The sequence below is a fragment of the Ensifer sp. SSB1 genome (genome assembly GCF_016652895.1).
In the GTDB taxonomy this organism is placed as follows: Bacteria; Pseudomonadota; Alphaproteobacteria; order Rhizobiales; family Rhizobiaceae; genus Ensifer.
Map to the genome: position 1 here is coordinate 12,865 of NZ_JAEPRP010000025.1, position 26,087 is coordinate 38,951.

Annotated in this window: 32 protein-coding genes, 1 tRNA gene, 1 other RNA gene and 1 pseudogene; 21 read left to right on the forward strand and 14 right to left on the reverse strand. The window is 62.6% G+C overall.

The genetic code is table 11. From position 1 onward, the window contains the following. Positions 1-116: 116 nt before the first annotated feature. Complete coding sequence (gene msrA, locus I8N66_RS08850; protein ID WP_113539963.1) at positions 117-770, reverse strand: peptide-methionine (S)-S-oxide reductase MsrA; 654 nt, start codon at positions 768-770, stop codon at positions 117-119. A 41-nt stretch (positions 771-811) separates the two neighbouring features. After that, on the reverse strand, positions 812-1,129 hold the full coding sequence (locus I8N66_RS08855) for a hypothetical protein (RefSeq protein WP_291152516.1): 318 nt from the start codon (positions 1,127-1,129) through the stop codon (positions 812-814). A 379-nt stretch (positions 1,130-1,508) separates the two neighbouring features. Here I8N66_RS08855 and I8N66_RS08860 point away from each other — a divergent pair. The 7 genes from I8N66_RS08860 (at position 1,509) to I8N66_RS08890 (ending at position 5,375) form a co-directional block, all read left to right on the forward strand. Beyond that, positions 1,509-1,598, forward strand: a tRNA-Ser gene (locus I8N66_RS08860). 188 nt (positions 1,599-1,786) lie between these two features. Further along, complete coding sequence (locus I8N66_RS08865; protein ID WP_113539964.1) at positions 1,787-2,101, forward strand: metalloregulator ArsR/SmtB family transcription factor; 315 nt, start codon at positions 1,787-1,789, stop codon at positions 2,099-2,101. After that, positions 2,098-2,454 (forward strand): hypothetical protein, encoded by a 357-nt coding sequence (locus I8N66_RS08870; protein WP_291152518.1) that lies wholly within the window; start codon positions 2,098-2,100, stop codon positions 2,452-2,454. Before I8N66_RS08865 ends, I8N66_RS08870 begins: the two co-directional genes overlap by 4 nt. A gap of 44 nt (positions 2,455-2,498) precedes the next feature. After that, complete coding sequence (locus I8N66_RS08875) at positions 2,499-3,131, forward strand: ATP-dependent Clp protease proteolytic subunit (RefSeq protein WP_223726063.1); 633 nt, start codon at positions 2,499-2,501, stop codon at positions 3,129-3,131. Between the two features lie 185 nt (positions 3,132-3,316). Further along, positions 3,317-3,622, forward strand: coding sequence for an antibiotic biosynthesis monooxygenase (locus I8N66_RS08880; RefSeq protein WP_291152520.1), 306 nt, complete (start codon positions 3,317-3,319; stop codon positions 3,620-3,622). Positions 3,623-3,747: 125 nt separating this feature from the next. Beyond that, positions 3,748-4,605 (forward strand): sigma-70 family RNA polymerase sigma factor, encoded by an 858-nt coding sequence (locus tag I8N66_RS08885; RefSeq protein WP_291152523.1) that lies wholly within the window; start codon positions 3,748-3,750, stop codon positions 4,603-4,605. A gap of 131 nt (positions 4,606-4,736) precedes the next feature. Beyond that, positions 4,737-5,375 carry a class I SAM-dependent methyltransferase gene (locus I8N66_RS08890; protein ID WP_291152526.1) on the forward strand — a complete coding sequence of 213 codons (639 nt, stop codon included), beginning with the start codon at positions 4,737-4,739 and terminating at the stop codon, positions 5,373-5,375. Between the two features lie 48 nt (positions 5,376-5,423). On the opposite strand, the gene I8N66_RS08895 is transcribed toward I8N66_RS08890, so the two are convergent. Further along, a complete protein-coding gene (locus I8N66_RS08895; RefSeq protein ID WP_291152529.1) occupies positions 5,424-6,239 on the reverse strand; it encodes an aminotransferase class IV family protein in 816 nt (271 codons plus the stop codon). Between the two features lie 92 nt (positions 6,240-6,331). Here I8N66_RS08895 and I8N66_RS08900 point away from each other — a divergent pair, with 92 nt between their 5' ends. Further along, entirely contained in the window at positions 6,332-6,685 is a 354-nt protein-coding gene (locus I8N66_RS08900) for a MerR family transcriptional regulator (RefSeq protein WP_291152532.1), read from the forward strand. A gap of 132 nt (positions 6,686-6,817) precedes the next feature. On the opposite strand, the gene I8N66_RS08905 is transcribed toward I8N66_RS08900, so the two are convergent. After that, the gene (locus tag I8N66_RS08905) at positions 6,818-7,240 is read right to left on the reverse strand and encodes a DUF6636 domain-containing protein (protein ID WP_291152535.1); all 423 of its coding nucleotides are present in this window, start codon (positions 7,238-7,240) and stop codon (positions 6,818-6,820) included. 188 nt (positions 7,241-7,428) lie between these two features. On the opposite strand from I8N66_RS08905, the gene I8N66_RS08910 reads away from it, so the two are divergent. The 3 genes from I8N66_RS08910 to I8N66_RS08920 are packed head-to-tail and all read left to right on the forward strand — an operon-like array spanning position 7,429 to position 8,872. After that, a complete protein-coding gene (locus I8N66_RS08910; RefSeq protein ID WP_291152619.1) occupies positions 7,429-7,761 on the forward strand; it encodes a metalloregulator ArsR/SmtB family transcription factor in 333 nt (110 codons plus the stop codon). 1 nt (position 7,762) lies between these two features. Beyond that, the gene (locus I8N66_RS08915) at positions 7,763-8,239 is read left to right on the forward strand and encodes an SRPBCC family protein (protein ID WP_291152537.1); all 477 of its coding nucleotides are present in this window, start codon (positions 7,763-7,765) and stop codon (positions 8,237-8,239) included. A 12-nt stretch (positions 8,240-8,251) separates the two neighbouring features. After that, on the forward strand, positions 8,252-8,872 hold the full coding sequence (locus I8N66_RS08920) for a dihydrofolate reductase family protein (RefSeq protein ID WP_291152540.1): 621 nt from the start codon (positions 8,252-8,254) through the stop codon (positions 8,870-8,872). A gap of 116 nt (positions 8,873-8,988) precedes the next feature. Here the strand turns inward: I8N66_RS08920 and I8N66_RS08925 are convergent. From I8N66_RS08925 to I8N66_RS08945, 5 genes and pseudogenes are all read right to left on the reverse strand, one after another. Further along, positions 8,989-9,918: pseudogene (locus I8N66_RS08925) on the reverse strand (hypothetical protein). A 16-nt stretch (positions 9,919-9,934) separates the two neighbouring features. Further along, positions 9,935-10,828: a MerR family transcriptional regulator gene (locus tag I8N66_RS08930; RefSeq protein ID WP_291152543.1), complete on the reverse strand. Its 894-nt coding sequence runs from the start codon at positions 10,826-10,828 to the stop codon at positions 9,935-9,937. A gap of 122 nt (positions 10,829-10,950) precedes the next feature. Further along, positions 10,951-12,147 carry a CmlA/FloR family chloramphenicol efflux MFS transporter gene (gene cml, locus I8N66_RS08935; protein WP_113538837.1) on the reverse strand — a complete coding sequence of 399 codons (1,197 nt, stop codon included), beginning with the start codon at positions 12,145-12,147 and terminating at the stop codon, positions 10,951-10,953. 205 nt (positions 12,148-12,352) lie between these two features. Beyond that, a complete protein-coding gene (locus I8N66_RS08940; protein ID WP_291152545.1) occupies positions 12,353-13,153 on the reverse strand; it encodes a nucleotidyltransferase domain-containing protein in 801 nt (266 codons plus the stop codon). A gap of 154 nt (positions 13,154-13,307) precedes the next feature. Continuing rightward, positions 13,308-13,580, reverse strand: a complete 273-nt coding sequence (locus tag I8N66_RS08945) for a BON domain-containing protein (RefSeq protein WP_113538937.1) — start codon at positions 13,578-13,580, stop codon at positions 13,308-13,310. 241 nt (positions 13,581-13,821) lie between these two features. Between I8N66_RS08945 and I8N66_RS08950 the strand changes: the two genes are divergently transcribed. After that, a complete protein-coding gene (locus I8N66_RS08950; RefSeq protein ID WP_291152549.1) occupies positions 13,822-14,766 on the forward strand; it encodes an AEC family transporter in 945 nt (314 codons plus the stop codon). A gap of 165 nt (positions 14,767-14,931) precedes the next feature. On the opposite strand, the gene I8N66_RS08955 is transcribed toward I8N66_RS08950, so the two are convergent. After that, positions 14,932-15,621, reverse strand: coding sequence for a cytochrome c family protein (locus I8N66_RS08955; protein ID WP_291152552.1), 690 nt, complete (start codon positions 15,619-15,621; stop codon positions 14,932-14,934). Between the two features lie 156 nt (positions 15,622-15,777). Between I8N66_RS08955 and I8N66_RS08960 the strand changes: the two genes are divergently transcribed. The 3 genes from I8N66_RS08960 (at position 15,778) to I8N66_RS08970 (ending at position 18,007) form a co-directional block, all read left to right on the forward strand. Continuing rightward, on the forward strand, positions 15,778-16,542 hold the full coding sequence (locus I8N66_RS08960) for a 3-deoxy-manno-octulosonate cytidylyltransferase (RefSeq protein ID WP_113538938.1): 765 nt from the start codon (positions 15,778-15,780) through the stop codon (positions 16,540-16,542). Positions 16,543-16,560: 18 nt separating this feature from the next. After that, positions 16,561-17,415, forward strand: a complete 855-nt coding sequence (locus I8N66_RS08965) for a prephenate dehydratase (RefSeq protein ID WP_113538841.1) — start codon at positions 16,561-16,563, stop codon at positions 17,413-17,415. Between the two features lie 454 nt (positions 17,416-17,869). After that, complete coding sequence (locus tag I8N66_RS08970; RefSeq protein WP_064817013.1) at positions 17,870-18,007, forward strand: DUF1127 domain-containing protein; 138 nt, start codon at positions 17,870-17,872, stop codon at positions 18,005-18,007. A 106-nt stretch (positions 18,008-18,113) separates the two neighbouring features. On the opposite strand, the gene I8N66_RS08975 is transcribed toward I8N66_RS08970, so the two are convergent. The 4 genes from I8N66_RS08975 to I8N66_RS08990 all read right to left on the reverse strand — a co-directional run bounded on the left by I8N66_RS08975 (position 18,114) and on the right by I8N66_RS08990 (position 20,726). After that, a complete protein-coding gene (locus I8N66_RS08975; protein WP_291152565.1) occupies positions 18,114-18,482 on the reverse strand; it encodes a VOC family protein in 369 nt (122 codons plus the stop codon). Positions 18,483-18,557: 75 nt separating this feature from the next. Then, positions 18,558-19,265, reverse strand: a complete 708-nt coding sequence (locus I8N66_RS08980) for a YafY family protein (RefSeq protein WP_113538843.1) — start codon at positions 19,263-19,265, stop codon at positions 18,558-18,560. A 28-nt stretch (positions 19,266-19,293) separates the two neighbouring features. Continuing rightward, entirely contained in the window at positions 19,294-20,274 is a 981-nt protein-coding gene (gene nudC / locus I8N66_RS08985) for an NAD(+) diphosphatase (RefSeq protein WP_291152570.1), read from the reverse strand. Positions 20,275-20,276: 2 nt separating this feature from the next. Continuing rightward, positions 20,277-20,726 carry an HIT family protein gene (locus I8N66_RS08990; RefSeq protein WP_162768814.1) on the reverse strand — a complete coding sequence of 150 codons (450 nt, stop codon included), beginning with the start codon at positions 20,724-20,726 and terminating at the stop codon, positions 20,277-20,279. Positions 20,727-20,790: 64 nt separating this feature from the next. On the opposite strand from I8N66_RS08990, the gene ffs reads away from it, so the two are divergent. From ffs to I8N66_RS09020, 6 genes are all read left to right on the forward strand, one after another. Next, positions 20,791-20,887, forward strand: an RNA gene (gene ffs / locus I8N66_RS08995) — signal recognition particle sRNA small type. Between the two features lie 45 nt (positions 20,888-20,932). Beyond that, complete coding sequence (locus I8N66_RS09000; RefSeq protein ID WP_291152574.1) at positions 20,933-22,801, forward strand: DNA polymerase III subunit gamma/tau; 1,869 nt, start codon at positions 20,933-20,935, stop codon at positions 22,799-22,801. A 39-nt stretch (positions 22,802-22,840) separates the two neighbouring features. Continuing rightward, entirely contained in the window at positions 22,841-23,164 is a 324-nt protein-coding gene (locus I8N66_RS09005) for a YbaB/EbfC family nucleoid-associated protein (protein WP_029742357.1), read from the forward strand. A gap of 230 nt (positions 23,165-23,394) precedes the next feature. Continuing rightward, positions 23,395-24,006 (forward strand): LysE family translocator, encoded by a 612-nt coding sequence (locus tag I8N66_RS09010; protein WP_113538847.1) that lies wholly within the window; start codon positions 23,395-23,397, stop codon positions 24,004-24,006. 77 nt (positions 24,007-24,083) lie between these two features. Continuing rightward, positions 24,084-24,689, forward strand: a complete 606-nt coding sequence (recR, locus tag I8N66_RS09015) for a recombination mediator RecR (RefSeq protein WP_113538848.1) — start codon at positions 24,084-24,086, stop codon at positions 24,687-24,689. 42 nt (positions 24,690-24,731) lie between these two features. After that, positions 24,732-25,970 (forward strand): lytic murein transglycosylase, encoded by a 1,239-nt coding sequence (locus I8N66_RS09020; RefSeq protein WP_113538849.1) that lies wholly within the window; start codon positions 24,732-24,734, stop codon positions 25,968-25,970. The last annotated feature ends 117 nt before the right edge of the window (positions 25,971-26,087 follow it).

A 26,087-nucleotide genomic window follows, 5' to 3' on the forward strand; every position in this document is an offset into this window, starting at 1 on the left:
GCGGGCCTGCTTCGGGACGGGACGAGAAAAAGGGCGCGTGGTTTGCCACCCGCATCCCGCTCCGACCTATGCACAGGGATCGCATTTATGGTTTGGGTCGATTGGACCGGGCACGCCTAGTGGCCGATGGGGCAGCTCACGCCGGTGCCGCGCAGACCGCAATAGCCGCTCGGGTTCTTCGCCAGGTATTGCTGATGATAGTCTTCGGCGAAGTAGAACGGGCCCGCCTTGCCGATCTCGGTGGTGATCTTACCGCCGTGATTGGCATACTTCAGCGCCGATTGGAACGCGGCACGCGCGGCCTTGGCGTCCGCCAGCTGCTCGTCGTCATAGGCGTAGATCGCCGAGCGGTAGGTGGTGCCGATGTCGTTGCCCTGGCGCATGCCCTGGGTGGGGTCGTGCTCCTCGAAGAAGGTCTTGAGCAGGGTGGCGAGCGGTACCGTCTCGGGATCATAGACGACGAGCACCACCTCGGCATGGCCGGTAAGCCCGGTGGTCGTCTCCTGATAGGTCGGATTGCGCGTCAACCCACCAGCGTAGCCGACAGCCGTCACGTAAACGCCGGGAATTTTCCAGAGCAGCCGTTCGGCGCCCCAGAAGCAGCCCATGCCGAGCAGAATCTGCCTGGTGCCATCGGGGTAGGGGCCTTTCAGCGGCCGGCCGGAAACGAAATGCGTCTCGGCCGTCGGGATAGCCTCGTCGCGACCCGGCAGTGCCGTCTGCGCGTCCGGCATGATCGTCTTCTTGTTGAACATGTCGATCAGGAACATCAGCATACTCCTCGTCGGTACGGAGGCAGACTCCGCAAAAATCAGGCGGCGAAGCGGCCCGCTGCCGGCCGTTTCTTGTATCCGGCCATCCACAGAAGGAGCGCGACCAGCGCCAGCACGGCAAAAGCCGGCTGCGCCAGCACCCAATGCAGGATCGCGTGCCAGATCGTCGGGGCCGTATCGGAGCGTTGTGCAAACTGGAACCAGCTCGCCGTATCGGCGCCCAGCGCCTCCAGGTCGTCGCCAAGCGAGGTCATCACCAGTTCCGATGCGGCGACCGACTGGATCGCATCGACGGCGCCGGCAAGCACGGCGGCAAACAACACGATGGCGCTCGCCAGCCTCAATAGAAACCGCATCGGTCTAAATTCCCTTCATGTCACCGGTCGCGCCCTGCCGTGGTCAGGCTCAGCGTCCCGGCGCATCTTCTTCGATGGCAGGGGGCTCGGACAAGGCCCGGCGACGAAATTAGCCGGTGAACTCGATAGTGCCGAGCCAGCATCCGGCTCATGCCGGGAGCGTAACGCGCGCCCCGGTGCAAGAGATAAGCCTACCGTCTGGTATGCACAATGGGGACGACGGGCCGCTCGTTTCACAAGATGTCAACAATCTGTCAGAAAGCAGTTGATCCCAAGCAAATCATCGGTATATAGACGCGCGTCCGCCGGTTCACACTGGCGACATCGAAGGGCCTCGCCCTTCCCATCCAGCCGGATTGACCGTCGGCTGCTGACGGATGGACAGGTGGCCGAGTGGTTGAAGGCGCACGCCTGGAACGCGTGTATACGTGAAAGCGTATCGAGGGTTCGAATCCCTCTCTGTCCGCCATTTTCTCTCTTGTTCTGTTTTCCATTGCCAGCGCGTACGCAGCGCTACCCATGTCCTATCCGCTGGCAGGATTGATCTGCGACGCCGTGACCGTGTCGTTCGGCGCGTCAAAATCGCGCTCCATTTCTTTTCTCCGCCTGCTGAACGGCGCACTTGTCATTGAGATAAGTACGTGCTTATGTGTCGACATGATCGAGAACGAGATATTCAGGGCCCTGGCTGACCCGACGCGACGCGCCATCTTCGAGAAGCTTGCTGACGGATGCATGAATGCCAGCGCTTTGCGGGAAGGTATGGACATAAGCCAGCCGGCCATGTCCCAGCACATTTCCGTGCTGCGGAATGCCGGGTTGGTAAAGGAGCAGCGGCAAGGTCGGTTCGTAAACTACGAAGTCGACCCGGACGGGCTGGCCCTCATTGCGCAGTGGCTCGCGAAGTACCGTGCCTACTGGCCAGCACGCATCGAAGCTCTCAAGATCTTGCTGAAGGATATGGACCAATGAACCGCGAAAGCAGCGCCTCGGACGATAGTAACCTCGAGCTGGAATACGAACTCGACGAGGCGCCGCAGAAGGTCTGGCGTGCGATCAGCATCCCGGCGTTTCGCGAAAACTGGCTACCGAAGGAGGCATTGGCCGACCCCGAAGGCGCCGTCGTCGTTCCCGGAGAGGAAGTTCGCTACAGGCTGCGCGAAACCGAAGCTCCGTTTCTCGAAAGTACCGTCACCTTCCGGATCGCGCCGATCGGTTCCGGCGGAACCAGGCTGCGGATCGTCCACGAACTCCCGAATGTTCGCAGCGGTCGCGTGACCAAGACGGCCGCGAACAACAACGATATTCTCATGCTCGCCGCCTAGGCCGACGGGCTTCCCCACAAACTTTGGATAATTGGAGTTCGCCGATGCGCGAAGCGATGCAACTCGTCCCTATGGTCGTCGAGCAGTCGAACGGTGGAGAACGGTCATTCGACATCTATTCCCGCCTGCTGCGCGAACGAATCATCTTTCTCAATGGTGAGGTGAACGACACGGTCTCCGCGCTGGTCTGCGCCCAGATGCTTCTTCTCGAAGCGGAAAACCCGAAGAAGCCCATCCATCTCTACATCAATTCGCCGGGCGGCGTGGTGACCAGCGGTTTCGCCATGTACGACACCATGCGCTACATTCGGGCACCGGTGCACACGCTCTGCATGGGGACCGCACGCTCCATGGGTTCGTTTCTGCTGATGGCCGGCACACCGGGACAGCGAGCCGCCTTGCCCAATGCCAGCATCCTCGTGCACCAGCCATCAGGCGGTTTCCAGGGGCAGGCATCCGACATGCAGATCCATGCCGAGGAGATCCTTCGCACCAAGCAGCGCATGACGCGGCTCTATGCGGAACATTGCGGACGCTCCTACGAGGAGTTCGAACGCGCCATGGACCGGGACCGTTTCATGACTGCCGAGGAGGCTTTGGAATGGGGCCTGATCGACACCATCCTGAAGGTTCGCGACGACGGCGAGCTGCCGGCTTCCAGCGGCTTTGCTCTCTGACGGCCGGTCTCTGTTCGGCGGGCCATCTGCCGAGGACAGAAGGCCCGCTGCACGAGCCGAGCGCTCCCCCGCTGAGGGAGTATTCCCGACGTCCGAATGGCCTAACGCTAAAAAACTTCTCCCCTTGCGATCCGTTTCGCCTCTCCGCTTCGTCTTTGCTGCATCCGCAACGAAGGAGAAGCACCATGACCACTGCACCCGTCACACTCGTCAACGTTCTGAAGGTCGAACCCGATAAGCAGGCGCAGCTGATCGCGCTTCTGAAGCGCAACATCGACACCGTCATTCGCTCTCTTGCTGGCTGGCGGACGAGCCGGCTGATTGCCGCAAGGGACGGCACCAGCGTCATCATCTATTCGGAATGGGAGACACAGGCGTCGGTTGAGGCGATGCGGTCCGATGTCAGGATGAAGGCCTATTTCCCCCAGATCCTCGAACTGGCGAGCCTCGAATCGATCCTGGGCGAGGCCGTGTTCAGCGACAACAGGTGATGTCTATCCGCCGCTGACGCCTGCAGAGGCCTGCAAGAAGGCGGCGGACATCTTTTCGGACCCGCGCTATCGTGCCGCCCTCTCCGGTGGACTGGCGGCTTGGAGTGGCCAATGGGGCTCAAGACATGAACGAGGAAGACTTCGAGGATCGCCTGCGGGCATTCAGGCCGCGGCTGCATCGCTATTGCGCGCGCATGACCGGCTCGGCCGTGGATGGCGAGGACGTGTTGCAAGATACGCTGATCAAGGCCGTGCAGGCGCGGGCGGATGGCGTGGTGGTGGATAATCTCGAAGGCTGGCTGCTGCGCATCGCCCACAACACCAGCCTCGATTTCCTGCGCCGTCGATCCCGTCACAAGATCGTTCCGCTGCTCGACGACATGGAAGACGCACCGCTGCCTGAAGCGGATATCGTCGCGGTCGGCTTTCAAACCTTCCTGCAATTGCCCGAACTGCAGCGTTGTGCGGTGATCCTCAAGGATGTTCTCGGACATTCGGTCGAAGAAATCGCCGAGATTGCCGACTGCACAGAGGCGGCGGCCAAATCGGCGCTCCAGCGAGGGCGGGTGGCCCTCCGGCAACTGGCGGAGCGCCCGGACGATACGCGGTTGCCGCTGATGTCCGATGCGAACCGGCAGAAGATGGCGGCCTATGTGCGCCTGTTCCAGGGGGGTGACTTCGATGCGATCCGCGCCATGCTGGCCGACGACGTGAAGCTGGAGCTGGTCAACAGGCTGAGGCTGCAAGGCCGCGAGGGCATTGGCCGCTATTTCACCCGGTATGCGCAGGAGACGCGGTGGCGGTTTGCGCTCGGAGCGATCGAAGGGCGTCCCGTCATGCTGGTTTTCGACAGCACGGGTCCGATGGAGAAACCGGCGCATTTCGTTCTTCTCGACTGGCGCGCGGATGAGATCACTGCGATCCGCGACTTTCTTTTCGCGCCCTATGTGCTTGAAACCGTCGACTGGGTTCGCCTGATCTGAAGAGGCGTCCGCTGATTGGCGGTTCTTTCTCCGCCATTTGTTGACGATTGCGCGGTAGGCGGAATCCTTTGAACGGCGTGGCTCGGGCCTCGACCGTCCGGAGATCTGGTCGCGATCTGGGAGCAGGCAGCATGAGCACGGCGAGCGACGCGCGTTTTTGGGAACGGACGTCGCGGCGATATGCCAAAGGGGCGATCGCGGACCCCGCCGGATATGAGCGCACGCTCGACCGTACCCGTTCGTTGCTTTTGCCCGACGACGCCGTGCTGGAGCTTGGTTGCGGCACGGGAACAACGGCGTTTCGGCTCGCAGGCGACGTCCGGGACTATCTTGCGGCCGACTTTTCCGGCGAGATGACCGCGATTGCCAGGGAGAGATACGCCGTCGACCTGGTGCCGAACCTCGTCTTCCGCACCGCGACCGCTGAAACGCTTGCCGCCGAGCGCGTGCAATACGACGCGGTCCTGGCCTTCAACTACCTGCATCTGGTGCGCGATCTCTCGGGCACGCTCGGCAGCATCCATGCCCTGCTCGCATCGAGGGGGCTGTTCATCTCCAAGACGCCGTGCGTCGGAGAGATGAGCCCGCTGATCCGTTTGGCGCTGTTGCCGGCGATGCGCGCGCTCGGACAAGCGCCCTATGCGGGAACCTTCGGGCTGATCGCGCTGAGCAAGGCGATAATGGCTGCCGGTTTTGAGATCCTGGATATCGAAAATCACGCGACCAGGGGCGACGACAAGCGTCCATACATCGTCGCCCGCAAACAGTGAGGCGGGCCACGGCGGTACTGTTGTCCGCCCTGGCCAACCTCGAGACCTCTAAACAGTTTCGGCCGGCTCTGCCGCGTGCGCCCGATGCAGCAAATCCACAAACGTCTTTGCCTGCGGGATTTCGGTCGAACCGATGGTGTTGACGGCGATGCCCGGTGTCCACGAATTCATGACCGCTGCACCGGAGAATTCCGTGAGCCGGCTAAGGGTGACTTCTTCCTGACGCTGCGGCACGCCGAGGCGCTCGAGCTGTCGCTGGACTGTACCCATCATCGTGCCGGTCAGCATCTCGGCCTGGGGCCAGATAACCGCTTCGCCATCCCAGAAGACCAGGTTCCAGATACTGGCTTCGCTAAGACGCCCCTGCCGGTCGATGAAGGCGGCGTCGTCGAAACCCTTCCGGATCGCCTGATGCAGGTAATAGGTTTTGCCGGATTCTCCGACGTGCTTGATCGTAGCGTGTGGCCGTTCGTGCTCGACGACGGCAAGCCGAAGCGGACCCTTCGGGCCATTGGAGGGTGGGCCGCTGCGCACGAGAACGGCGAGGCCGCCCTGCATGCTGTCGGCAGTAAACTCGCCGTCCGGTGAATAGACCGTGACTGTCAGCGACTGGTCTGCTGGACCAGCATCGATCGCCTGCCTGATATGGGTGCGCAATTCTTCGTCGGGCAGGGCGCGGTCGAAGAATGCAAGCGAAGCGTTGCGCAGGCGCTTCAGATGCAGGTCGAGACCCCTGATCTTGCGATCCCTGACCTGAATTGCGGTGAAGTGCGCGAAACCGGCAAAGGCCAGGGGCATCAGGTCGGCTGCGCTGGCCGGTCGCCCGTTGAGCGCTGCGGGATAGAGGCTTGTTTCGTTGGGCATGTTCTTGCTCCCGGGTGTGTTCACATGAAGGAGCCAATAGGTCTAAGGTCTGACAGCGCTGTCAGAGTCAAGCGCCCGGCGAAGGGATCGGAATGAAAATAGGCGAGCTGTCGAAACGCACCGGCGTCAGCGTCAGGATGTTGCGCTACTACGAGGCCGAAGGGCTTTTGAAGCCCGAGCGCACCGAAAGCGGATATCGTGATTATGATCTGGCGGAGGTGAGAACCGTCGAGCGCATCAAGCTCCTGGGCGCCGGCGGCATGACCCTTCCGACGATCCTGCAGTTCCTGCCCTGCGTGCGCGGCGAAGGTCCGATTTTCGAGCCCTGCGACGAACTGCGCGTCACCCTGCGCCAGCAGATACGCCTCGTTGAAGAGAAAGCGGAGAAGTTGGCGCAGAGCCGCAGCGTACTGACGAGCTTTCTGGCCGAGATCGGTGAAAACTGAGCTTCGAGCCGCAGCGTTGCACGGCGGCCGTAGTCGTTGACCCCGTCAGCGCTTCAGATTGCGACCAAACCCGCTCTGGCCGTCACCAGAACGCAGAGCACGGCAAACCGTAGGCACCTTCCTGCCGCTGCTTTAGTAGACGTCGGTCTTCGATCGACTGATGTAAAAACCGTGGCCGTCGCTGCGCGTGCAGCTGAGCCCGGTTTTGCCGGACCGACAGCTAAACGGCCCCTTCTTCCAGCTGTTGCCGTAGCTCAGGATATGTGAGCCGTCGCAGCATGCTGTGTCGCCGGCATTCTGGAAGCGTCGGGCCTTGCCCGCCTTTCCCAGAATGAACCGCAGAAAGGTCGGTTCGATGCGGTCGCAGCCAAGTTCCGGACCGCCGTCCTCCGGGACATAAACATCGGAGCCGCCGGCTGGCGTGTATTGGCAGCCGATGTTGCCGGCCGGCATGTTGAAATAGATCAGTCCGCCATCGGCGGGGAAGGTCTGCTCTGCCGCATTCCCGTCGAATGCGGCAAGCGCGGCAACCGCGAATACAAGCAAGCGCACCATCGAGCTTTGGCCCCCGACCTTTGTCGAACCCGCAAGGTGCAGCAAGTAAAACACATCAGCAGGATTGGGGAAATGATTTCGGCTCTCTACCTGCGGTCGCCGGCAAGGCGCCGTGTGACAACAAGCTCCATGCGTCGAATTTAATAGTTATCCATTTTGCTAAGTGTTTCTCCATGATCCTTAGCCTTATGGAACAGTATTCAAATCGATTGGACGTGATCTTTCAGGCGCTCGCCGATCCGACCCGGCGCGCCGTACTGGCGCGGCTTGGCGGCGGCCCGGCAAGCATCAGCGATCTCGCCCGCCCCTTCGAGATGGCGCTGCCATCCTTCATGAAGCACATCCATTACCTGGAAGGCAGCGGCCTGATCCGCACGCACAAGCAGGGCCGGGTGCGCACCTGCGCCCTTGAGAAGGCGCAGTTCGCCGTGGTCGAGACCTGGCTTTCGGCGCAGCGCGCGCTCTGGGAAGGCCGTGCTGACCGGCTGGAAAAATTCGTCACCGAACACGAGGAGGAATGACATGACCCGCTCTCTAGACCCCGAACTCGACCTGACGATGGCGCGCGTCATCAAGGCGCCGCGCGCGGCCGTCTGGCGCGCGTGGACCGATCGGACCCGGCTTGAGCAATGGTGGGTGCCGGCGCCGGCCATATGCAAGGTGATCGACATGGATCTGAAGCCGGGCGGCAGCTTCGTGACCCGGATCAGCGAGGACGGCGGCGATTTCGTGCCGCACATCAATGCCTGCTTCCTTGCGGTCGACGAACTCTCGCGCATCGTCTTCACCGACACGCTGCTTGCCGGCTGGCGCCCGGCGGAAAACGCCTTCATGACCGCAATCATCACGCTGAGCGATCATCCGGCCGGCACCGAATATGCCGCCCATGTGATGCACCGGAACGGTGCGGACCGGAAGATGCACGAGGAGATGGGTTTCCACGACGGCTGGGGAACGGTGGCCGAGCAATTGGCCCGCTTCGTCGAGCAAACCCACTGAGGAGGCAATGACATGCGCAATATCGTGCTGCAGATGATGACGACGCTCAATGGTCGCCTGGACGATCCGCTTGCCTGGATGGGCACGGTCGTTGACGAGCAGTACCGGGCGATCGACCGTCTCTACGCCGGCTACGACACGGTTCTCGTCGGTCGCACCACCTATGAGGAGATGGTCGGCTACTGGCCGGGCGCGCTGAACGACGAGGCGGGCGGCGAGACGAACCGCGTAATGGCCAAACGCATGCACGACTACCGCAAGATCGTGTTCTCCCGCACCGGCGAACCGATCAGCCCTTGGCACAATGCCGAGCGGGTCGTGGCTGCCGATGATGAGGCGCTTTCGCGCTACCTCACGGATCTCAAGGCCGGGCCCGGCGGCGATATCCATCTCTCGGGTGGAGCAAGCCTGGCGCAGACGATCATCGGCCTCGGACTGGTCGATCGCTACCACTTCTTCGTCTATCCCGTCGTCTCGCCGGGAGAACCGTGGTTCGCGCGGCTGAGGGATAAGAACGACCTGCGGCTCATCGGCAGCGAAAACTACGACAACGGTGTCGTCGGCCTTCACTACGCGACAGTGCGCGACGCGAAGTCTGAACGCCCGAAGAGCTTCTCTGAGCTTATCGCCTGAAGCAACTCCAGGAAAAGTGCGAGGCGGTTTTCCGTCCGGAGTTGCGTCACTTCGATGAGCCAACTCCAGGAAAAGTGCGAGGCGGTTTTCCGTTCGCGATGCCGTGGTCACCGCAATCAGTCTCCGCTTCGCAGAGCGGTGAGCAGCCGATCGTAGGTCGGAGCCAGCCGCCGCAGTGTTTCGGCGGCTTCCGCATCTCTGCGCAGAACCAGCGGGTATTGCAGCGCGCCGATGAGCTGCGCCTGTTCGCCCGCGATCGCCGCGGACCTGGGAAGGCCTGCGCGCTTGAGGCAGGTTGCAGCGTCTGCGGCGCGGCGGGCACCGACACGAACGGCGAAGTGGACGAAATGGGCGCGCAGACCCTGGTCACAACCTTGTTCGACGCGCGTCGCCAGCGTCTCGGCGGCGTCGGCGTTGCCGAGGCTATCAGGCGGCATCGGCCGGTCCGTCGCCATAGATAGCCAGTGGATTGCAGCCGGCAGCGAGGCCCGGATCGCCTCCACCTCCGAAACCTCCGTCACGCGCGAGAAACCGGACCGCATCGTGAAGGAATCGCCGTAGGTGAGCGTCTTCGCGCTCCAGGCCGCCATGAAGTCGCGGATGGGCAGCGAGGCGTAGGGGTAGCCCTGCGGGTCGTGCATCAGCACCCGTTCTTAGTCGAGCGCGAGGATCACGACATAATGGTCGGCCTCGATCGGCCCGGTCATGCCGGGCTGATGGCGGAGATGACCCATTTCCACCGGCCCGACCCAGACGGGCCCGTCCTTCAGCGCCGAGCGGAGACGCGAAAGCGCGTCCTCGGCATCGTCACCCTTGCTGACCTCCGAGGTCCAGCCGAGCGCGGCAAGTGCGCCGTCGAACCCGGCTTCCGGATCCCAGCCATAGGGATCGAAGAACGGCAGCGAGCCGCCGATGAGCTGCATGCCGAACGGGCTGCTCGTGGCAAATTCGATGACGGTGGGCGAGGGCGCCGCCTCGCCGAACATCATGGCGAAGGAGTTGGCGTAGCAATAGGGGCCGGAGCCCACATAGGGAACGTGCTGCATCGGTTGGTTCCTTGGGTTATCGGAGGTGCGAGGTGGCTTGCGGAATGGCTTCGATCAAGCATTTCCGGGGCCGGGGACGTGGTATTCCCTGAGGAATGGGATTCTCGGGCTCGATGGGATAGGCGACGTCGAACCGGGCGCCGTCGCTGCCGGGATAGATTTCGTAGGGGCTGCCGAAACAGTCGAGATCGCTGCCTTGTTCGAACCAGGCCTCGATCGCGTCGTAGATACGAAGCACCGCCGGAAAGGTTTCGAACGCCTCGGGCACCGGCAGGAACGCCTCTCGCCCCGCTGGCTGAAGCCGCAGGCGCAGATCGCCTGCCGGCTCAAGACTGCCGGCATAGCCGATCGCGACTTCGACGAGGCCCTTGCCGTCATGGTTCACGGGTTCATGGAAATGCAGCGTCATCGGCCCGTCGTTGCTTTTGCCGCATTGCGCCAGATAGCTCCGGATCTCCGCTTCTGCGCTTTCCGTGAAAGCTTCAAGCGCGTCGACGGTCACATGGCCCTGCCGATAGACGATCTTCGAAGGGGCGACGTCACGGAGGCGAACGGCCTTGATCAGTGCATCATCGCCACCGGTGGATTGCCTGACGATTGCCTCTACCAGTTCGCTCTGCTCCTCGAGCCGTTTTGTCTGTACCTCCAGCCAGGCGCGCAGTTCGGTGAGGCGCACCTCGGGCTGAAGCTCGATCAGGCGCGCGATCCGGGCAATCGGCAGACCCAGTTGCCGCAGTCTGGCAATCAGTCGGGCGCGACCCGCCTGCTCGGCGGCGTAGTAGCGATAGCCGGTTACCGGATCGATATGGGCGGGTACGAGCAGACCCTGCTCGGCATAGAGCCGCAATGCTTTCGGCGACAGTCTTGTGGCGGCGCCGAATCGGCCGGCGAGGAAATAGGAATCGGTCATGGGGACAAGTCTGGGGCTTGCCCCAAGGGCGAGGTCAAGAGGCATCCTTTGAGCATCACGGCCACCGCCGGATATGTCGGTGGAAAGCTCCCGGAGCAGGTGACCGCCCCGGGAGCTCGGGCCTAGCGCCGTTCACGCCGGTTCAGGCACGCCAGCGTCAGCTGCGTAATCATTGCCATCACCAGGCAGTAGCCGACGAGCGGCCAGGCCGTGTCACCCCTGAGCAGCAGCACGGCGCCGGTGCCGACGAGGCCGACGATCAGGCTCTGGACGCAGAAGTAGAGTGCCACGGCCGTTCCTGCGATCGCGTCGAAAGCTTTGAGCGCGCCGTTTGCGGTTACCGAGGCACTCATGACGATGCCGACGGCGATCACCCACATGGGCAGCACGAAGCTGACGAACGAAGGCGTGGCAAGGACCTCGCCGACCGCAAGGAGCAGCCCTCCGAGCATGATCAGACCCATGCCGCGGGCAAGGCAGCCCGGGATACCGTAGCGTGCGACGAAGCCCTTGGCGAAGCGCGTCGAGGTGATCATCACCACTGCGGCGGTCGCAAAGGCCAGGCTGAAGCCGAACTGCGAGTAACCGGCGCGATCGATGAGCAGGCGTGGCGCGGTCGAGAAGAACACGAAGAATGCGCCCATCGCCGTGCTGAAGCCGAGCGTGTAGGTCCAGAACACCCCACTCCTGAGAATCGGTGCGAAGCTGGGCGTCACCTTGCCCGCCTGGGCTGGCCGGGTTTCCGACCAGCGCAGCAAGGCCTGGCCGAGTGCGGCTAGACCGAGCACGCCGAGCGTCAGGAAAATCGCCTGCCAGCCGAAGGTACCTGCTATCAGCGCGCCGGCAATCGGCCCGAGCGCCGGCACGAACGAGAGCATGGCGCTGAAGAGGCCATAGATGGTCACGCCCTCTGGGCGCGTGCCATAGACGTCGCGCACCGTCGCGAAGGTCGCGACCAGTGCGGCCGAGGCGCCCGCCGCTTGCACCAGCCGGAGTGCCACGAAGGCCGGTGCCGAACTCGTGGCTGCAAGCCCCAGCGACGAAAGCGCAAACAGCGTAGCGCCACCGAGAAGGACCGGACGCCGACCGAAGCGATCAGAGAGCGGGCCGAACAGGATCTGTCCGAGGCCGAGTAGCAGCATGTAGAGGCTGAGCGTCAGCTGGACGATCGCCGGTGACGTGCCGAGGATGCCGGGCATTTCCGGCACGACAGGCAGATAGATGTCCATGGCGAGCGACGCCAGGATATCGAAAGGCGCCATCAGCAGCAGGGCTGCCGGTAGCGAATAGGACCAGGTGGGTGAGTTATGATCGGGCATGATGAAACATCCGCACAAATGGGTAACATTCGGCGGCGATCTGCCACTTCATCATATCTTGGAGTGTGAGCCGACAGACGCCGCAACAACTTTTCAAACCGTTGTTGCGGCTTACCTGGTTGCTGACGCTTCGGTCCTCATGCGGTCAATCCAAAAAAAGAGTTCATCGATCAAACGTCGGCGTGCTTAGCATCTGGGCCAGGTTTCAACAACCCGCGGCGAAGCTGAGCACCGTTTCTTGAAAGAATGTTTCCACATCTCCGTAGGCTTCCGGCGGGGCATGTATGCGACCACCGCCAAATGCGTCCTGCGCCAGCAGGAACTCGTTGTCGATGAAGTCGAGAATAGGGCGTGGAACGGCGGCAAAGCCCAGTTCTCGACTGGATGCCTTGCGCAACAGAAGTTCATCCACGATCGCCCTGACCTGGGGTGGCAGGTCGATTTCGGCCATGAGGGTCGGAAAATGCATGGGAGGCACGGCCAGATCGGGATGGCCGCGCAGCCATCTCAACGCAGCCGCAGGCCGTAGCGCATAGAAGACCTTCTTTTGGGCAACGTTCTGGGTGTCGCCAAAATCGGTTTTGCGCTGGCGTTCGCCCAGGTGAAGGTAGTGGCGCCCGATCAGGTCCCTGCTCGCATAGAGATGGGCCAACTCCAGAAAGCGGGTGCGAAAGGATGCTGAGCCGCAATAGACGATTGGGGATGTCAGCCATTCGAGGATCACGGCATTGCCCTTGAGCATCAGTTTCAGCGCTTTGCCGAGGTCCCATCCGTTGACGTCGAAAACGCCTTCGAGCGGCGTTTCGATAACGTCCCGCTTGACCCAGGGAGACAGGTAATCTTCCAGCCGGCGAACGAAGATGAAGCGGCAGTCATAGTCGCTGTCCGGGGAGGGGAAGCCCCATGCGCGGCTACCGCTTTCGATGGCGATCGGGATTACGACTTGGTTCTGCGCTCGGATCGCCTCAAGCCTCCGATCGATGTTCGCCACGACGTCCAGCGCCATGTTCGGCGCAATAGCCCTCAGTCCCATTTCCAACTTCCATCCGAATCGATCGAAACATGTGTTCGTGCATGGATCGATAGCGTTTCGCCCGGGAGTTGTCCTGCAGAATTTGGCCCAGGAAATGTGGCCCAGAAAATGTGGATAGGGGCTTGGTTCAGTCTGCCGCGTCTGGCTTCGTGGTCAATCGGTTCTCGACGCTCGCGACGCCGACGACGAGTGCCGCCGCATCGCCGGCGCAGGAGATGTCCGCTTCGCTTGCAACCTCGCCGGAAAGCACCACGATCTCGCCGAGCGCCATCACCGAGACCGCGCTGGTATCGATCATCGTCGCATAGCCGATAAAGCGCAGCACCTTGGCGGCGAGCGCGTCATCCCTCAGATGCGGGTCATCGTCCCGGTGGGCATATATGGGTCTTTCTGGCGGCATGGTCCGTTCCTCACGCTTTTCCGAACGCCTGCAACCGGCGAAGGTTCCCTTGATGTTGGGGCCGCACATGCGCTTGCGGCCCGGGCGCGAAGGCGGTTATTGCTGGTGTGACCATCCAGGAGCGGGATGAGGCAAGTGCCTGCGGTCCTCCGCCCGCATCTCGCTCTACCTCATGAGAAGCGATCACGTTCGGTGATTTCGGGGCGACACGCCGTAAATCATCGTGATCCAGGGCCCGTGCATGTCCGATATCTTCCAGAACGTCCTGCCTATCTTCATACTGATCCTTGCCGGCTGGCTCCTGGTTCGCTCAGGCTATCTGAAACCGGCAGTCGGTGAAGCGCTCGGGGACTTCGTCTTTCGCGTCGCCGTTCCCATTCTGCTGTTTCGCACCATTGCCGAAGCGGATTTCAAGGACGGGTCGCCCTGGCCGCTCTGGGTCGCCTATTTCTCCGGCGTCGCCGTCACCTGGACCGTCGGGCATCTGGCGGCAACGCTCGTTTTCGGCCGCGATGCACGCATGGGGGTCCTCGCCGGCGTCTCCTCGGCCTTCGCCAACACCGTGTTCATCGGCTTGCCGTTGGTTTCACGCATCGTTGGCGAAGAGGGCATCGTGGCGATTTCGATCCTGCTCTCCGTGCACCTGCCGGTTATGATGATTGCGGGCACGCTGCTGATGGAACGGGCCGAACGGCGCGCGAGTGGAAAGCCGGGGCAAAGTCCGCTGCAGCTTCTGGCCGGCGTCGGCCGCAACCTGGTCCGCAATCCGCTGGTCATCGGGCTTGCCTGCGGTGCTGCGTTCCATCTCATCGGCCAACCGCTCGGCGGCCCGGTGAAAACCGTCGTCGACCAACTCGCCTCCATGGCTGCACCGGCAGCGCTGATCTCGATCGGCATGGCGCTCGACAAATACGGCCTTGCCGGCAATCTCGGCCTGGCCTCGTTTACCAGCGCGTTGAAGCTTCTCGTCATGCCCGGGGTCGTGTTCACGAGCTGCCATCTGCTCGGCCTCAACGACAACTGGACGAAGGCGCTGGTGCTGACATCGGCGGTGCCGACCGGCGTCAACGCCTGGCTGATCGCCAACCATTTCAACGTCGGTCACGCACTCGCTTCCTCGACCATCACGTTGACGACCGCGCTCGGCGTCATCAGCGTTTCGGTCTGGGCCTATCTTCTGGTGTGATTGCTCCGGAATGTCCGGAAAGAGTTTCGTCGGGAGGAGCGAAATCTCTCTGGCGATTCGGCCGGATGCGTGGTGCCCGGATGCGTGGTGCAATGCGCCCTGGAAACGCAAAAAGGCCCGGCGCGAGCCGGGCCTTTTTGAATGGGTTGGTTCCAACCGCTAAGCTTATTGTGCCGGTGCCGGCTGGCCTTCGGCAGGCTTGGATTCCGTAGCCGGCGCAGTCTGGCCTTCAGCCGGCTTGGTTTCGGTCGCCGGCGCTGCGCCTTCGGTGCCAGCAGCCGGTGCAGCTTCCGCCGCGCCGCCAGCCGCATCCGGCAGCGGAGCCGGCGAATCGGCCTGCTCGCGCAGCCAGGCGATCAGGTTGGCGCGCTCGTCCGGCTTCTTGACGCCGGCAAAGCCCATGGCGGTGCCCGGAACGTGCTTCTTCGGCGCTTCGATGAAGAAGCTCAGGTGATCGTAGTCCCAGACAACCTTGCTGCCTTCGGAGAAGGTCTTCATGCCAGCCGAATAGCTGAATCCTTCATGCGAGGCGATCGGACGGTTGACGAGGCCCCAGAGGTTCGGACCGACTTTGTTTGCGCCGCCCTTGTCGGCGGTGTGACAGCTTGCGCACTTCTTGAACACGGTTTCACCGGCAGAAGCGTCGGCCTTGAGGAGCAGCGGCTTGATGTCGACTTCTGCTTCTTCCTTGCCACCGGCGCCAGCTTCAGCCGTGCCTTCTTCGGCGACGATCGTGAAGCCTTCCTTCTCGGGAGCCTCGGAATGGAAAATGCCTTCTGACGCAATGGACACGGACATCAGAACGAAGACCGTCCCCAGAAAGGCACCCACGCCCATGTTCACATATGAATTCATCTGCAAACGCTCCCTTTGCCACCGGCGCAAACAAAAACCCGGCCTATCTTGAAATCGCGCGGAACCTATGTCTTTTGGCTCTGCGTTGCAACAGTGATTATCGGCCCCGAACTGAGACTTATTGACACTTTCGGCGGGGTTTTTGAAAGCAAGATCATGAATCGCGAAAATTCAGGCAAAGCCATCGTGCTCATTCCGGCGCGCATGGCCTCGACACGCCTTCCCGGAAAGCCGCTCGCCGACATTTGCGGCCTGCCGATGATCGTCCAGGTGGCGAAGCGCGCCAGCGAAGCGGATGTCGGTCGCGTCGTCGTCGCCGTCGACGATCGGGAGGTCTTCGATGTGGTGCGCGCCGCCGGGTTCGAGGCGATCATGACCCGGATCGACCACCAGTCCGGCTCCGACCGGATCTACGAAGCGCTGCAGAAGGCCGACCCCAACGGCGACGCCGAAATCGTCATCAACGTCCAGGGCGATCTGCCGACGGTCGAGCCGGCATCGATCCGCGCCGCGCTGAACCCGCTTGAAAACGCCGGCACCGATATCGCTACGTTGACGGTGGCGATCACCGAAGAGAGCGAAAAGACCAACCCGAACATCGTCAAGGTCGTCGGTTCGCCGCTGAGTGATACGCGGTTGCGCGCCCTCTATTTCACCCGCGCGACCGCACCTTACGGTCAGGGCCCGCTCTTCCATCATATCGGCCTCTATGCCTATCGTCGCCAGGCGCTGGAGCGTTTCGTTGCGCTTCAGCCCTCGGTGCTTGAGCGCCGCGAGTCGCTGGAGCAGTTGCGCGCGCTCGAAGCCGGCATGCGCATCGATGTCGAGATCGTCGATTCGGTGCCGCTCGGCGTCGACACGCCGGTCGAACTGGAAAAAGCCCGCCGTATTCTCTCCGCCCGCCTTACCCATTCCGAATAGCCTGAGAAGGAAGCTACCGTGACCGTCAAGACCAACAGGATTTCCTTCCAGGGCGACTACGGCGCCAATTCCGACATGGCCTGCCGCGACATGTTCCCGTCGATGGAGCCGCTGCCCTGCCAGACGTTCGAGGATGCCTTCGTCGCTGTCGAGAACGGTGAGGCCGATCTCGCGATGATCCCTATCGAAAACACGATCGCCGGCCGCGTCGCCGATATCCATCACCTCCTGCCCGAATCGCGGCTGCACATCGTCGGCGAATACTTCATGCCGATCCGCTTCCAGCTGATGGTGCTGCCGGGTGTCACGCGTGACGAAATCCGCACCGTCCACAGCCACATCCACGCACTCGGCCAGTGCCGCAAGATCGTGCGATCCAATGGCTGGAAGCCGGTTGTCGCCGGTGACACGGCCGGTGCAGCAAAGCTCGTCTCCGAAAAGGGCGATCGCTCGATGGCAGCACTTGCGCCGCGGCTTGCCGCCGATCTCTATGGCCTCGAGATTCTCGCTGAGAATGTCGAGGATACCGAAAGCAACGTCACCCGCTTCGTCGTGCTTTCCCGCGAAGAGCAGCGCATCGCCCGCAACAGCGACGACGAACTGATCATCACCACGTTCGTCTTCAACGTCCGCAACATTCCGGCCGCGCTCTACAAGGCGATGGGTGGTTTCGCGACCAACGGCATCAACATGACGAAGCTCGAGAGCTATCAACTCGGCGGCAAGTTCGTGGCCACGCAGTTCTATGCCGACATCGAAGGGCATCCGGACGATATCGGCGTGCGTCACGCCATGGATGAGCTTCGCTTCTTCTCCGAGAAGGTCCGCATCCTCGGCACTTACAAGGCGCATCCGATGCGCGGCGTGCTCTGAGCAGACAGCCTAGCTCGAGCTGAGGTCCAATCTCTTGCGCTTTGGAGGTGCGGGTCAGCCGGACCTCCAAACTTCGTTGGGCATGCGGGTCGGCGCCGCTTCTCTTCAAGGGGGATCGCGTCGGAACTTCCGTTCGTGGGTGGGCGTTCAGAACTGGAACTGCCTGAATTTTGACCAATTCCTAAAACTCCCGGTTGTCTAATTGATGGGCCTGCCTCAGGTGCGACCTCGCATCTGGCTAACATCTTTCACGTGCATGTGGGGGCAATCAGGCGGAGTGCCGACCGGATTTCCCGCGAGAATCACTGGCTTCGAACTGCATGCCCGGTGATGAAAGTGGCGAAAATTCGTTAACCGGCTACGCGTTTGGTGCATGCCTAGTTTGCAATCGTGGCGCTACACAAATTTTAGGCAAATGCCTATTTGACGCTCGTACAAGTAAGGAGTGTTAAAGATGAAGATCCGTCAGAAGATCATGGAATATGCGAAGACCCGCCGTGCGATCCGCGAGCTGAACGCTCTCGACGATCACGCACTGAGCGACATCGGTCTTTCCCGTTCGCAGATCCAGGCCGCCGTTTACGGCCGCTAATCCGCATCATTCGCGTATCCCGCCGCCATTCAGTTACAGCCATCCATGCACGTTCAGACGTGCGGCGCTGTAGAGGCTGGCGGGATACGCGCAGCTGCCTTCCCGATCACGAATCATAGAGGCAGACGCGCAACCGGTGACCATCCGGATCAAGCGCGACGAAGGTCGGACCGAAATCCATCTCGGTCAGTTCCTGCGCAATCGGCAGGCCCCTCGCTTTCCAGTCTTCGTACTGCGCGCGCACCGCGCCTTCATCTTCCACCATGAAAGCCAGTTCCGATCGATGGCCCGATGCCGTCGGCTCCGGGGCAACCGTGTGTTCGGCCCAAAGCCCGAGCGTGAAACCGCCCGGCAGCTCGAAGGACGAAAAGGTCTGGTAGGTAACGCTCGGTTCCTGCGCGAGGACCGTGCGATAGAACGCGACGCTTTCCAGCGGGTCCTTCACATAAAGTACGATGAGATTTGCCTTGGTCATGCTCTGCCTCCTTGTTGCGGGAGTTGCAGGCTAAGTTCGGCCGCTGCCAGTTTCTGTCAGCATGCTGCGCGCGTGTCAGGAGCCCACCGTCTGTCGGTTTGACGCGACAATGTTCTGGCTGGCGCGCCAGTCCTTCATCAGCACCTGACGGCGGCGCGGATAGCGCGCCTCGGTCACGGTCATCTGGCGCATGCGGTCCGCCCGGAAGTGGCGAAAGTCCAGGCGAAGTTCGCACCAGGCCATGACCATGCGGACATTTTCGAAGAAACCCAGAGCAAAGGGCCAGATCGTCCGCTCCGTTTCGCTGCCATCGTTGTCGACGTAGCGCAGTTCCACCTTGCGTTCGTTACGGATCGCCCGCCTGAGTGCGGCGATGTCGATGCCGTTGGTGGCCGGCGGGCTTGGGCCCACGAGAAGGGTCGAGCTTTCCAGCTCGTCGCGCAGTTCGGACGGCAGCACGGCGGCGATTTTGGCGAGCGCATTCGCTGCAGCCCCCGCCAGGTCGTCGTCGGTGCGTTTGGAAACCCAGCGCGAGCCGAGCACGAGCGCTTCGATTTCCTCCTGCGAGAACATCATCGGCGGCAGCATGAAGCCCGGCTTCAGGATGTAGCCGAGCCCCGGCTCACCTTCGATGTGGGCGCCCTGGGCCTGCAGGCTGGCAATGTCGCGATAAAGCGTCCTGAGGCTGACGCCGGTTTCTTCCGCCAGCCGCTGGCCGCTCACCGGTTGTCGATAGCGGCGCAGCACCTGCAGAAGATCGAGCAATCGTTCGGAGCGGGACAATTCCGATCCCCCTTGTCGAAGGCTGGCCTTACGCCCGCTCGCCCCAGGCGAGCCAGTCGCGCATGAGTTGGTGCGCGATCGCGCCCTTCGGCGGCGGAATATGCTCGTCGCCGGTATTGGCAACGCCGGTCGAGCGTTCGAGCATCGCGATCGTTTCCTCGCGCGTGAACCAGCGCACGTCCTCCAGTTCCTGCTCGTCGCGCTTGATGACCGTCGATTTCGCTTCGGCGTAGCAGCCGATCATCAGCGTGTGCGGCATCGGCCAGGGCTGCGAGGCATGGTAGCGCACCCGGCCGATATGGATGCCGGACTCTTCGTGCGTTTCGCGCCGCACCGCGTTTTCGATTGTCTCGCCCGGCTCGACGAAGCCGGCCAGGCAGGAATACATGCCGGGCGCGAAATGCGGGCTGCGTCCCAGCAGGCAGAGGTCGCGTTCAAGGTCGATCGTCATCATGATGACGACCGGGTCGGTGCGCGGGAAAACCATATGGCCGCAGGCGGTGCAGACCCGGCGATAGCCGCCGGACTTGCCTTCCATCGGGCCGGCGCAGCGGCCGCAGAAGCGGTTGTTGGCGTTCCAAGTAATCAGGCTCGATGCCTGCGCGAACTGGCCGAGCAGTTCCTCCGGCAGCATCTGCTGCCTGTAGAGCGTGCGGCCGTCGGCGATCTTGAAGGGCTCGGTGATCGTCTCTTCGGTCAGGCCGGTCGGGACCGCGAGCCGTGGCTCGCCGTTCGGCAGGTAGCCGAGCAGAATTGTCTCGTCGAGCACCGGTTCGAGCCCTTCGAGTTCATAGGGAGCAAACAGCGGATCGATGATCTTTTCGTCGTGCTTGACGATCAGCTTCGGCCCCGAGAAGGCCAGAAAATGGGCGCCGGGATGCTTGAGCGCCAGCTCGACGCAATCGTCGGTGCGGTGCTCTGACTGGCGGTCCAGGTGATTCTCGGAAAAGGCGACGAGGGTGCTTGGCTCCGGATGCGGGCTACGAAGGTCAAAGATCGATTTCGTCATGTTCAGAGGTTTTCCAGAATGCGCGCTGCGAAGGCCTGATGTTCTTTCTCGTCCCATGGCTCCGACTTGCCGAAGCCCCAGACCGGCCCCGGCCAGTTCGGGTCGCCGTCGTTGCGGGCGATGATATGCACATGTAGCTGCCGGACGATATTGCCCAATGCCCCGACATTGATCTTTTGCGCGCCGGTGACCTTCTTCAGGGCGGTCGCCGCCATCGTCGTCTCGAAGGTCAGCATCGTCTGGTCGAGCGGGGTCAGGTCGAAGATTTCCGAGATGCCTTCACGCTGCGGAATGAGCACGAGCCAAGGCCAGCGGCGGTCGTTCATCAGCCGCATCTGGCAAAGCCCGATCGAGGCGATCGGGATGCCGTCGCGTTCGAGCCGCTCGTCTAGGGTGAAGGTCGCCAAGTCATTCTCCTCAGGCAAAGACAACGGATTCGCCTTGTTTTGCATATCGATATCAGTTTTTTGATGGCTTGGCTTGCATTTGCTTTCGATATTGCCGATATGGAAGCCGGGAGGTTGGTGGTGGACGAGCCACTCGCCAACCGGGTCAGGTCCGGAAGGAAGCAGCCCCAACGAGCCCGGCACGGGTCATCGTGCCAGCCTCCCACCTTTTCCGTCCTGTCGGGACAAGAGTTCGAACAGCGGCAGGGTCGATGAGCGACGACACGTCCATTTCATCCGTTGAGAAGCCGGCCGCCTACCGTGTTCTGGCGCGCAAGTACCGCCCCAAGGATTTCTCCGACCTGATGGTCGGCCAGGAACCGATGGTGCGAACGCTCACCAACGCGTTCGAGACCGGTCGCATCGCCCAAGCTTATATGCTGACCGGGGTGCGCGGGGTCGGCAAGACCACCACCGCCCGTATCCTTGCCCGCGCGCTGAACTACAAGACATCGGATGTCGACCGGCCGACGATCGATCTTCGCGTTCCCGGCGAACATTGCCAGGCGATCATGGACGGCCGCCATGTCGACGTCATCGAAATGGACGCCGCCTCGCATACCGGCATCGACGATATCCGCGAGATCATCGAGCAGGTGCGCTACCGCCCGGTTTCGGCGCGCTACAAAGTCTATATCATCGACGAAGTGCACATGCTCTCGACCCAGGCCTTCAACGGTCTGTTGAAGACGCTCGAAGAGCCGCCGGAGCATGTGAAGTTCATCTTCGCCACCACCGAAATCCGCAAGGTTCCGATCACGGTGCTGTCGCGCTGCCAGCGCTTCGACCTGCGCCGCATCAGCGCCTCCGATCTCGTCGGCCTGTTCTCGACCATCCTCGGCAAGGAAGCCGTTTCCTTCGATCCGGAAGCCCTCGCAATGGTCGCCCGTGCCGCCGAAGGCTCGGCGCGTGACGGCCTGTCGCTGCTCGACCAGGCGATCGCCCACGGCGGCGGTGCGGTCGAGGTCGAAACCGTGCGCTCGATGCTCGGCCTTGCCGACCGCGCCCGCATCGTCGACCTCTTCGATCATGTCGTCAAAGGCGATGTCGCGGCAGCACTCCAGGAATTTACCGCACAGTACGAGGCCGGCGCCAATCCGACGGTCGTGCTGACCGATCTTGCCGATTTCACCCATCTCGTCACCCGCATGAAATATGTGCCGGAGGCGGTCAACGATCAGTCGCTGAGCGAGGTCGAGCGCACCCGCGGCGCCGTCTTCGCCGAGACCGTCGCGGTCACCGCGCTGTCGCGCATCTGGCAGATGCTTCTCAAGGGCATTCCCGAGGCCGAAAGCTCGGCGCGCCCGGCCGGTGCTGCCGAAATGGTGCTGATCCGTCTGGCGCATGCCGCACATCTGCCGGCGCCGGAAGAGGCTGCGCGGCGTGTGCTTGAGCTTTCTGGCGGTGAAGGCGGCGGCGCCCGTCTTGGCCCGGGCGGTGGCAATGGCGGCGGAGCACAGGCTTCGGTTTCAGGTTCGATCTCGACGCAGGCAGCCCAGGCAATGCCGGTGCAGCGCCCGACGAGCAATGGCGCGACGATGTTGCGCGCGGTGCCGGATGTCGCGCCGCAACCGGTCGCAGTCGGCCGGATCGAAGAGCGACCGATGGCAGCCGTGGCTGCCAAGCCGCAGCCGTCGGTGCCGGTCAATTCGATCTCGGATATTGCCGAGCTTTGCGCCAAGAACCGCGACATCAAGCTCAAGACGCTGGTGCGCGGCTTCCTGCGGCTGGTACGCATCGAGGCTGGCCGTCTCGACGTCAACGTTTCCGACGATGCTCCGAAGACGCTGCTCGGCGAGGTCGCCGTCAAGCTCAAGGAGTGGACCGGTATCCATTGGATCGTCAGCTACAGCCGCGAGGCCGGCGAGCCGACGCTGATCGAGCAGGAACAGCGGGCGCAGGAGCAGCGCGTCAGTGATGCGCGCCAGGATCCCGACGTCGCTGCCATTCTCGCCCGGTTCCCAGGTGCCAAGATCACCGACGTGCGCATTCGTGCCGTCGAGGAAGAGGCCGAGAGCGTTGCTCCGGCGACAGCCGAATCCGCCGATGGCGATATCGTCCCTGGCGACGACATCGAATAGTCCCGTCTGCGAGCAGAAACCAAAGAACAGGAGACGACGATGCGCGACATCATGGGGATGATGGGCAAGGTCAAGGAAATGCAGGCCAAGATGGAGAAGATGCAGGCGGAAATCGCTGCGCTCGAAGTCGATGGCACCTCCGGCGGTGGTCTGGTGACCGTTCGCCTCGATGGCAAGGGCACCCTCAAGAGCCTGAAGATCGACCCATCGCTCTTCAAGGAAGACGACGTCGAGATCCTCGAAGACCTGATCGTTGCCGCCCACAAGGACGCCAAGGACAAGGCCGAAGCCGTCCAGGCGGAAAAGACCCGCGAACTGACCGCCGGCCTGCCGATCCCGCCCGGCATGAAGCTGCCGTTCTGATCGCCTCCAAGGTTGAGTTCAGGATGCGGGCGGAACGCCGCCCGCAGATGTTGCGGTTGTGCCTGGCCGTGCGCATCGCCGGGTAACGCGCCGGCCCGTCTTCTGGCGCGTGAGCGGCCAACCTAGCGATCAGCAACGGATCGCGCCCGGTCCGCAACGCACGCATGCCCGCCGCTGCTGCCAACGGGGCCGATCCATGTTAGGTTGCAGCCTCCAAGAGGAGGCTGCCCATGACACTCACGTCCCTGCTTGTCTTTGCCGGCGCATTGCTGGTTGCGGCCGGTTCACCCGGCCCGAGCGTTGCGGCACTGGTTGCCCGCGTGCTGGCAAAGGGTGCGCGCGATGTCATGCCTTTCCTCGTCGCGCTCTGGATCGGCGAGGCCATCTGGCTGTCCTTCGCCGTCGCCGGTCTTGCGGCTATTGCCGAAAGCTTCCATCTGCTCTTCCTCGCGATCAAGTGGCTGGGCGTCGGCTATCTGCTCTACCTCGCCTGGAAGATGTGGTCGGCCGAGCCGGATATGCCTGGCGATAACCTGCCGCAGTCGCGCTCCGCCATGAAGCTGTTCTTCGCCGGCATCACCGTCACGCTCGGCAATCCGAAGGTGATGATGTTCTATGTCGCGCTGCTGCCGTCGATCATCGACCTCAGCTCGGTGACCGTCGTCGGCTGGATGGAGCTGGTCGCGACCATGCTGGTCGTGCTCGTGGTCGTCGATTTCGGCTGGGTGGCGATGGCGTCGAAGGCGCGCACCTTCCTGAAAAGCCGCCGCGCCGTGCGCATCGCCAACCGCACGAGTGCCGCGACGATCGCCGGTGCTGCGGTAGCGATCGCCACGCGGTAGCCGCCTCTGCCGGTATCGTCGCAGCGCTTCTCTCGAAGACGATTCCGTTTCAGGCCGATATGGGCTAAAAGCGCGGCATGGCAAAACGAGTCACCGGCCCCGAAATCGAAAAACTCATCCAGCTCCTGGCAAAGGTCCCGGGGCTCGGGCCGCGTTCTGCACGGCGCGCCGCCCTCCATCTTGTCAAGAAGAAGGACCAGCTGCTGGGTCCGCTCGCCGATGCGATGGGCGAGGCGCACCGCAAGGTCCGCATCTGCTCCTGCTGCGGCAATGTCGATACGATCGATCCCTGTACCGTCTGTTCCGACGAGCGTCGCGACCAGTCCGTGATCATCGTCGTCGAGGACGTCTCCGACCTCTGGGCGCTGGAGCGCGCCGGCGCAATGAACGCCGCCTACCACGTGCTCGGAGGCACGCTGTCGCCGCTCGACGGTGTCGGCCCTGACGATCTCAACATCAAGGGCCTCGTCCAGCGCGTCGCCAATGGCGGCGTCCGCGAACTGATCATCGCCGTCAACGCCACTGTCGAGGGCCAGACCACGGCGCACTACATCACCGACCAGCTTGAAGGCATGGAGGTGAAGATCACCCGGCTTGCCCATGGCGTGCCGGTGGGTGGCGAGCTCGACTATCTCGATGAAGGCACGCTGGCGGCTGCGCTTCGCGCCCGCACGTCGATCTGAGCGGCGCCTTCGAACCCCGCGATCCAACCGATAGGAAGCCGGATGCTGAGACTTCTTTCACTTTCGACACTGCTGTTCTGCGGCTGGCTGGGGCTCGCGCAAGCGGCAACGAAGGCGGATGTCGAAGCTCAATTCCGCAGCTGGTTGCAGAACGACCTCTGGCCGGAGGCGAAAAAGGCTGGCATTTCCGCTGGTTCGTTCAAGGCGGCGTTTTCCGACGTGAAGCTCAACTGGGATCTGCCGGATCTGGCGCCTCCCGGCTTCCCGAAGCCGAAGGAACAGAAGCAGAGCCAGGCGGAGTTTTCTTCGCCCGGCAGCTACTTCTCTGAGAAGCGCCTGCAAGGGCTCGCCGCGACTGGCCGCAGCCTTGCCGCCACCCATGCGTCGACGCTCAAGAAGATCGAACGCACCTATGGCGTTCCCGGTTCGGTGGTCGTGGCGATCTGGGGGCGTGAATCCGGCTTCGGTCGCGCCAAGATCCCCTATCCGGTGGTCGACGTGCTGGCGACCAAGGCTTTCATGTCGACGCGACCTGATCTTTTCCGGCGCGAGCTGATCGCGGCGTTGCATATTCTCGACAGCGGTGACGTCGACGAGGCGGCGATGCGCGGCTCCTGGGCCGGCGCCATGGGCCAGCCGCAGTTCATGCCGTCGAGCTTCCTGCAATATGCCGTCGATTTCGACGGCGACGGTCGCCGCGACATCTGGAATTCGGTGCCCGACAGCCTCGCCTCGATCGCCAACTATCTCGTCAAGAAGGGGTGGCAGCGCGGTCGCGACTGGGGCTTCGAGGTGTCGATCCCCGAAGCGGTCTCCTGTGCGCAGGAAGGGCCGGATCTCGCCCAACCTCTCTCAAGCTGGGCGAATAAGGGCATCACGCGGATTTCCGGCAAGGTCTTCCCGTCGCACGAACTGTCGGCATCCTCGATGATGCTGGTGCCGGCCGGCCGGCACGGGCCGGAATTCATCGTCACGCCGAACTTCTATGTGCTGAAGGAATACAACAACTCGGATCTCTATGCGCTCTTCATCGGCAACCTCGCCGACCGCATCGCCACCGGCGGTGGTGCATTCCGCGGCAACTGGGGCGATGTCGGCAACATGCTGCGCTCGGACGTTCTCGCCATGCAGAAGGCGCTCGTTGCCAAGGGTTATGACGTCGGCAAGGTCGATGGTCTCCCCGGCTACAAGACGCGCCGCTCGCTCGGCGACTGGCAGGCAAAGAGCGGGCTTGCCGCCACCTGCTTCCCCGATGCCTCGCTGAAGGCGAAGCTGCGCTAACGTAAGTCTAGTCTGACGCTTCCGCGCGCTTACGTGCTGAAGTGCGAAAACGAAAAAGGCCCCGATGACGGGGCCTTTTTGTTGCATGGATCGATGTCAGCGTGGGGGTCGGCGACA